The 6,236-nt window shown below is 68.3% G+C and carries 5 protein-coding genes; 4 read left to right on the forward strand and 1 reads right to left on the reverse strand.

What is annotated here, in order from left to right:
- Positions 1 to 161: 161 nt before the first annotated feature.
- Entirely contained in the window at positions 162 to 1,112 is a 951-nt protein-coding gene (locus ABGA94_RS15355) for a DMT family transporter (protein WP_375367706.1), read from the forward strand.
- A gap of 9 nt (positions 1,113 to 1,121) precedes the next feature.
- On the opposite strand, the gene ABGA94_RS15360 is transcribed toward ABGA94_RS15355, so the two are convergent.
- Complete coding sequence (locus tag ABGA94_RS15360) at positions 1,122 to 1,445, reverse strand: hypothetical protein (protein ID WP_188248192.1); 324 nt, start codon at positions 1,443 to 1,445, stop codon at positions 1,122 to 1,124.
- 27 nt (positions 1,446 to 1,472) lie between these two features.
- Here ABGA94_RS15360 and thrA point away from each other — a divergent pair, with 27 nt between their 5' ends.
- The 3 genes from thrA to thrC are packed head-to-tail and all read left to right on the forward strand — an operon-like array spanning position 1,473 to position 6,204.
- Positions 1,473 to 3,977: a bifunctional aspartate kinase/homoserine dehydrogenase I gene (thrA, locus tag ABGA94_RS15365; protein ID WP_227837199.1), complete on the forward strand. Its 2,505-nt coding sequence runs from the start codon at positions 1,473 to 1,475 to the stop codon at positions 3,975 to 3,977.
- Positions 3,974 to 4,888, forward strand: a complete 915-nt coding sequence (locus ABGA94_RS15370; RefSeq protein ID WP_375367709.1) for a homoserine kinase — start codon at positions 3,974 to 3,976, stop codon at positions 4,886 to 4,888. The genes thrA and ABGA94_RS15370 overlap by 4 nt, the downstream gene beginning before the upstream one ends.
- Before the next feature lie 29 nt (positions 4,889 to 4,917).
- Positions 4,918 to 6,204 (forward strand): threonine synthase, encoded by a 1,287-nt coding sequence (gene thrC / locus ABGA94_RS15375; protein ID WP_375367710.1) that lies wholly within the window; start codon positions 4,918 to 4,920, stop codon positions 6,202 to 6,204.
- The last annotated feature ends 32 nt before the right edge of the window (positions 6,205 to 6,236 follow it).

Here is a 6,236-nt window from a genome sequence, read left to right on the forward strand (position 1 = left end):
GAGCCGAGCCCATGCTCGGCTGCCCTTATCTGCACAACGGTGAATCGCAGCCGAGCATTGGCTCGGCTCTACAGAGGTGACAAGGCAGCAGCCTGGGTCAAGAGCGCCCAGCGGCCAGCGCTTACACTGCGCGGCCCGTTCCATCCGCCCGGACAACCCGAATGCGCAACAACCCGATGGCCGTGGGCATCGCCAATGGCGTGGCCGCTGGCGCACTGTGGGGCGTGGTCTTTCTCGCGCCTGCCGTGCTTCAGTCGTTCAATGCGTTGCAACTGTCCGCCGGCCGCTACCTGGTCTATGGCCTGATGGCAGTCGCCCTGCTGCTGCCGCGATGGAAGCGGCTGGCACCGCGGCTGGGCCGTGCCGAATGGATCGGCCTGCTGTGGCTGAGCCTGGCAGGCAACCTGGTGTATTTCCTGCTGCTGGCGACCGCCGTGCAGTGGGCCGGTGGCGCTGCGGCATCGCTGATCGTTGGCCTGATTCCGGTGGTGGTCACCCTCGTTGGCGTGCGCGAGCAGGGCGCTGTACCACTGAAACAGCTGCTACCAGCACTGGGGCTGTGCGTGCTGGGGGTCGCCCTGGTGGGTTGGGAAGCGCTGATGTCCGAGCACCTGGCCACCCCGTGGCGGCAGCGCCTGATCGGGCTGCTGTGCGCGTTCGTTGCGCTGTTCTCGTGGGCGCTGTATTCGATCGGCAACAGCCGCTGGCTGGCGCGCAGGCCGGACCTGTCCAGCCATGACTGGTCGCTGCTGACCGGCGTCACCACCGGCGGCCTGGCCCTGCTGCTGGTGCCGATGGCCTTCATCGGGCACACCGGCAGCCATACGGCGGCGCAATGGAGCGGGTTCTGGGCGATCAGCGCCGGCGTGGCAGTGGTGGCCTCGATCCTCGGCAACGCATTCTGGAACCGTGCCAGCCGCCTGCTGCCACTGACCCTGACTGGCCAGATGATCGTGTTCGAGACCCTGTTCGCGCTGCTGTACGCCTTTGCATGGCAGCAGCGCTGGCCCTCGCTGCTGGAAGCGCTGGCAATCGTGTTCCTGGTGGCTGGCGTGATGCTGTGCGCGCATGCGCATCGCACACCACGGGCGATCGCCGAACATGCCGGCTGAATGCAGTCGTCAAGCGTGCTGATGCCGGCTTTGTCTCAGTTGCAACCAAATGTCGGCACGTTGGCCGATGATCGCTGCATCGGTTTTTTGCATCGCAGCACTTGACAGCGGCAGGGCGCACAGTGTTTTCTGTGCGCCATGGTCCTTGATGCCGCCCACGCCAGTCTGATCGCCCCCGCCATTGCGGGCCGTTCGACTGCGCCGGTCGCGACCATCACCACCATTACCACCACCACCGTCACCACTGCCCTGGTGCGGCCCGTCGTCTTCGTGTAACTCCCGAAAACCACGGCCCCGCACCCTACAGGTGGCGGGGAAACTCGACACCTGCATGCGACGGGGCCTCCTACCGAGGTCTGCATGTCTTCCCACGCTCCCGCTCATTCCGTGGCCCCGGCCGACCTGGCTGCACCGTCCACCGTCGTGCACAAGTTCGGCGGCACCTCGGTGGCCGATGCCGAACGCTATCGCCATGTGGGCGGCCTGCTGCTGGCCCGTCCCGAATCGTTGCAGGTCACTGTTGTCTCGGCGATGAAGGGCGTCACCGACGCGCTGATCGAACTGGCCCAGCTGGCGGCCAAGGGCGATGGAGGCTGGCGTGAGGCCTGGCATGCCCTGCGCGCACGCCATCGCGGCGCTGCCGTGGCGCTGCTGGGCGAGCAGGTGGGCGAGACGGTCGAATGGATCGACGCCCGCTTCGATCAGTTGGCCGAAGTGCTGGCCGCGCTGGCGGTGATCGGCGAGCTGCCGCGTGAGGTGCTGGACCGTGTGCAGGGCTTGGGCGAAGTGTTTTCCGCACAGCTGCTCGGCACGCATCTGCGCGCGCTGGGCGAAGACTGCGCGGTACTCGACGCGCGCGATGTGCTGGTGGTCGGGCATGGCGAACTCGGCGTGGATGTCGACTGGGAAGCCAGTGCCGACCGCCTGGCCAAGTGGCGCCTGCAGCATCCGCAGTCGCGGCTGGTTGCCACCGGATTCGTCGCACGCGATCGCGATGACCGCATTACCACCCTCGGCCGCAACGGCAGCGACTATTCCGGTGCGATCTTTGCCGCGCTGTTCAACGCTGACGAGCTGCACATCTGGACCGATGTCGATGGCGTGCTGTCGGCGGACCCACGGCTGGTGCCCGAGGCGGTGCAGCTGGAAGCGCTGAGCTACGACGAGGCCTGCGAACTGGCGTACTTCGGCGCCAAGGTGGTGCACCCGCAGACGATGTCGCCGGCGATCCGCCTCGGCCTGCCGATCTTCATCCGCAATACGTTCCAGCCGGCGCATCCGGGTACGCGGATCAGCGCCGAGCGCTCGCCGCGCGGGCCGGTGAAGGGCCTGACCCTGAGTCCCGGGCTGGCCCTGCTGAACCTGGAAGGCACCGGCCTGATCGGCGTGCCGGGTACCGCCGAGCGTGTGTTTGCCGCGCTGCGCCAGGCGCAGGTGTCGGTGGTGATGATCTCGCAGGGTTCCTCGGAACATTCAATCTGCTGCGTGGTGCGTGCTGCCGAAGCCGGCCGTGGCCGTGATGCACTGCTGCACGCATTTGCGCACGAGTTGTCAGCGGGACAGGTGCAGCGCGTACAGGTCAGTGAGGGCGTCAGCGTACTGGCCGCGGTCGGTGACGGCATGGCCGGGCAGCCAGGTGTGGCGGCGCGCCTGTTCGAGGCACTGGGGCGTGCGCAGGTGAACATCCTGGCGATTGCGCAGGGCTCGTCCGAGCGCAACATCTCGGTCGCAGTGGATAGCGCCGATGCCACCCGTGCGCTGCGCGCGGCGCATGCAGGCTTCTGGTTGTCGCCGCAGACCTTCGCGGTCGGTGTGATCGGGCCCGGCAACGTTGGCGCCGCACTGCTGGACCAGTTGCTGGCCGCGCGCCCGCAGCTGCTGGCCAAGGCCAATGTGGATCTTCGCCTGCGTGCGCTGGCCTCGCGTTCGCGCATGCGCCTGGAAGTGGATGGCCTGCACGCGGACTGGCGCGAGGCCCTGCGGGATGCGGGTGATTCCAGCGATCTTGATCGTTTCACCGAGCACCTGCTGGCTGCGCACCTGCCGCATGCGGTGGTGATCGACTGCAGTGGCAGTGCCGAGGTGGCCGAGCGCTACGAGGGCTGGCTGGCGGCGGGCATCCATGTGGTCACCCCGAACAAACAGGCGGGTGCCGGGCCGCTGCCGCGCTACCAGCGCATCCGCGCCGCCGCAGCGGCCAGTGGTGCGCGCTTCCGCTACGAGGCCACGGTGGGCGCGGGCCTGCCGGTGATCACCACGCTGCGCGATCTGGTCGATACCGGTGACGAGGTGCTGGCCATTGAGGGCATCTTCTCCGGCACGCTGGCCTGGCTGTTCAACCGCTTCGATGGCAGCCAGCCGTTCTCGCAGCTGGTCGCGCAGGCGCGGTCGATGGGCTATACCGAGCCGGACCCGCGCGATGATCTGTCCGGTGTGGACGTGGCACGCAAGCTGGTGATCCTTGCACGCGAGGCCGGTCACGCGCTCAGCCTGGAACAGGTACAGGTGGAAAGCCTGGTGCCGGCACTGCTACGCGACGGCAGCGTGGATGACTTCATGGCGCGGCTGGGCGAGTCCGACGCCAGCCTGCTGCAGCGCCTGCAGGATGCGCGGGCGCGTGGCGCGGTGCTGCGCTACGTGGCACGGCTGGGCACCGACGGCGCCTCGGTGGGCCTGCAGGAACTGCCGGCCGACCATGCCTTCGCCAACCTGCGGCTGACCGACAACGTGGTGCAGTTCCGTACCCGCCGCTACTGCGACAACCCGCTGGTGGTGCAGGGGCCGGGCGCTGGACCGGAAGTGACGGCGGCGGGCGTGTTCGCCGACCTGCTGCGGGTAGCCGCTGGCGAGGGGGCACGCCTGTGATCGCACGTGCATTTGCGCCCGCCACGGTGGCCAATGTGGCGGTGGGCTTCGATATTCTGGGGCATGCCATCGCAGGCGTTGGCGATACGGTGAGCGTGCGGCGTATCGATGAGCCGGTGGTGCGCATCGAGGCGATCCGCGGCAGTGCGGTCGAACTGCCGCTGGAGGCGGCCGGAAACACGGCAGGTGCGGCGTTGATGTCGCTGCGCGCAGGGCTGGGCCTGGACTTCGGCTTCGCGGTGGAGATCGACAAGGGCATTCCATTCGGCTCCGGCATGGGCGGCTCGGCAGCGTCGTGCGTCGCTGCGCTGGTTGCTGCCAACGCATTGCTGGATGCGCCACTCGCGCGCGAGGCGCTGTACCCGTTTGCGCTGGATGGCGAGGCCGTGGCCAGTGGGGGCCGCCATGGTGACAACGTGGGGCCGCTGCTGCTCGGCGGGCTGGCGTTGTGCACGGCCGACCGCCTGCTGCCGATCCCTGTGCCAGCCAGTTGGCACAGCCTGATGGTGCACCCGCACGCGGTGCTGGAAACCCGTCTGGCACGCCAGGCGCTGCAAGGCAGCTATGCGCTGGGTGAATTCGTGGCGCAGAGTGCGAATCTTGCGCTGGTGCTCAGCGGCTGCCATCGCAGCGACGCGGCGCTGGTCCGCGCTGGCCTGCGCGATGTGCTGGTGGAGCCGCGACGGGCGGGACTGATCGGCGGCTTCGAGGCGGCTCGTGATGCGGCGTTGTCAGCCCGTGCAATGGGCGCGGGCATCTCCGGTGCCGGCCCCAGCGTGTTCGCCTGGTTCGAAGATGCCGACCAGGCCCACGCTGCCGCGGCGCCGGTGCAGGGGGCATTCGCTGCTGCCGGCTTCGACAGCGATGCCTGGGTATCGCCGCTGGATGCGCCCGGAGCCCGGCTGTGCTGAATCCTTCTCCCTCTTTGGATACTGAACCCATGCAATTCGTTTCGACCCGCGGCCGGTCCTCGGCCGTTGGCCTCAGTGCGGCCATCGCTGCAGGCTTGGCGCCCGATGGTGGCCTGTACGTGCCCCAGGTACTGCCGGCGCCACGTGAGCTGGAAGCCGGTGCGACCCTGGCCGATACCGCTGCAGACCTGCTGGCACCGTTCTTCGCCGGAGATGCGCTGGAGGCCGGATTACCGTCGATCTGCCGCGAGGCGTTCGACTTCCCGGTGCCGCTGCGTGCGCTCGGCGACGGTGACCACGTGCTGGAACTGTTCCATGGGCCGACGGCGGCGTTCAAGGACATTGGTGCGCGTTTCCTGGCCGGTACGCTGTCGCAGCTGCAGGCCGGCAAGGACCGTGACCTGACCATCGTCGTCGCCACCTCCGGCGATACCGGCGCGGCCGTTGCCGCGGCCTTCCATCGCCTGCCAGGCGTACGCGTGGTGGTGCTGTATCCGGATGGTCGCGTGTCACCGCGCCAGGCGCACCAGCTCGGCTGCTTTGGTGACAACATCCTGGCGCTGCGCGTGGCCGGTGCCTTCGATGACTGCCAGGCCATGGTCAAGCAGGCGCTGGCCGACCGCGAACTGCAGGCACAGGTGCCGCTGAGCTCGGCCAACAGCATCAGCCTCGGTCGCCTGCTGCCGCAGATGAGTTACTACGCACATACGGCACTGAGCCACTACGCGTTGCATCGTCGCCGGCTCAACCTGGTAGTACCGACCGGCAACCTGGGCAACGCAATGGCCGCAGTGCTGGCGCGCGCGCTGGGCGTGCCGATCGGACAGATCGTGCTGGCCACCAATGCCAACGCCGTGCTGCCCGCGTACTTCAGTGGCGGCGACTACCAGCCGCAGGCCAGTGTGGCCACCGTGGCCAATGCAATGGACGTGGGTGCGCCAAGCAACTTCGAACGCCTGCGCTGGCTTTACCGCGGAGATGATGCGGAGCTGCGCGCTGCACTGCGTGCGTTCGCGGTGGATGATGTGACCATCCGCGCGACGATTGCGGCGGCCCATGCCAGCAGTGGCGAGCTGTTCTGCCCGCATACGGCTACGGCGGTGAAGGTGCTGCAGGACCTGCGCGCACGTGGTGCCAAGGGCGACTGGGCGGTGGTGGCCACCGCACATCCGGCCAAGTTCGAGGCCGTTGTCGAGCCGTTGATCGGCGAACCTGTGGCCGTGCCGCCGGCATTGGATGCGTTGTTGCAACGGGCGGCGCACGCCGAACCGTTGGCGGCCGATTACGCGGCGTTGCGTGAGGTGTTGCTGCGCTGACCGAGAATGCCTGGTTGCCGGCCAGCGGCCGG

Origin of the sequence: Stenotrophomonas sp. 3diitr2024 (genome assembly GCF_042136455.1) — a bacterium.
In the GTDB taxonomy this organism is placed as follows: Bacteria; Pseudomonadota; Gammaproteobacteria; order Xanthomonadales; family Xanthomonadaceae; genus Stenotrophomonas; species Stenotrophomonas sepilia.

Excerpts from the sequence above, each read along its gene's own strand:
- thrA (WP_227837199.1), top strand. The coding sequence starts at position 1,473 with ATGTCTTCCCACGCTCCCGCTCATTCCGTGGCCCCGGCCGACCTGGCT.
- ABGA94_RS15355 (WP_375367706.1), top strand. The coding sequence starts at position 162 with ATGCGCAACAACCCGATGGCCGTGGGCATCGCCAATGGCGTGGCCGCT.
- ABGA94_RS15360 (WP_188248192.1), bottom strand. The coding sequence starts at position 1,445 with ATGCAGGTGTCGAGTTTCCCCGCCACCTGTAGGGTGCGGGGCCGTGGT.
- thrC (WP_375367710.1), top strand. The coding sequence starts at position 4,918 with ATGCAATTCGTTTCGACCCGCGGCCGGTCCTCGGCCGTTGGCCTCAGT.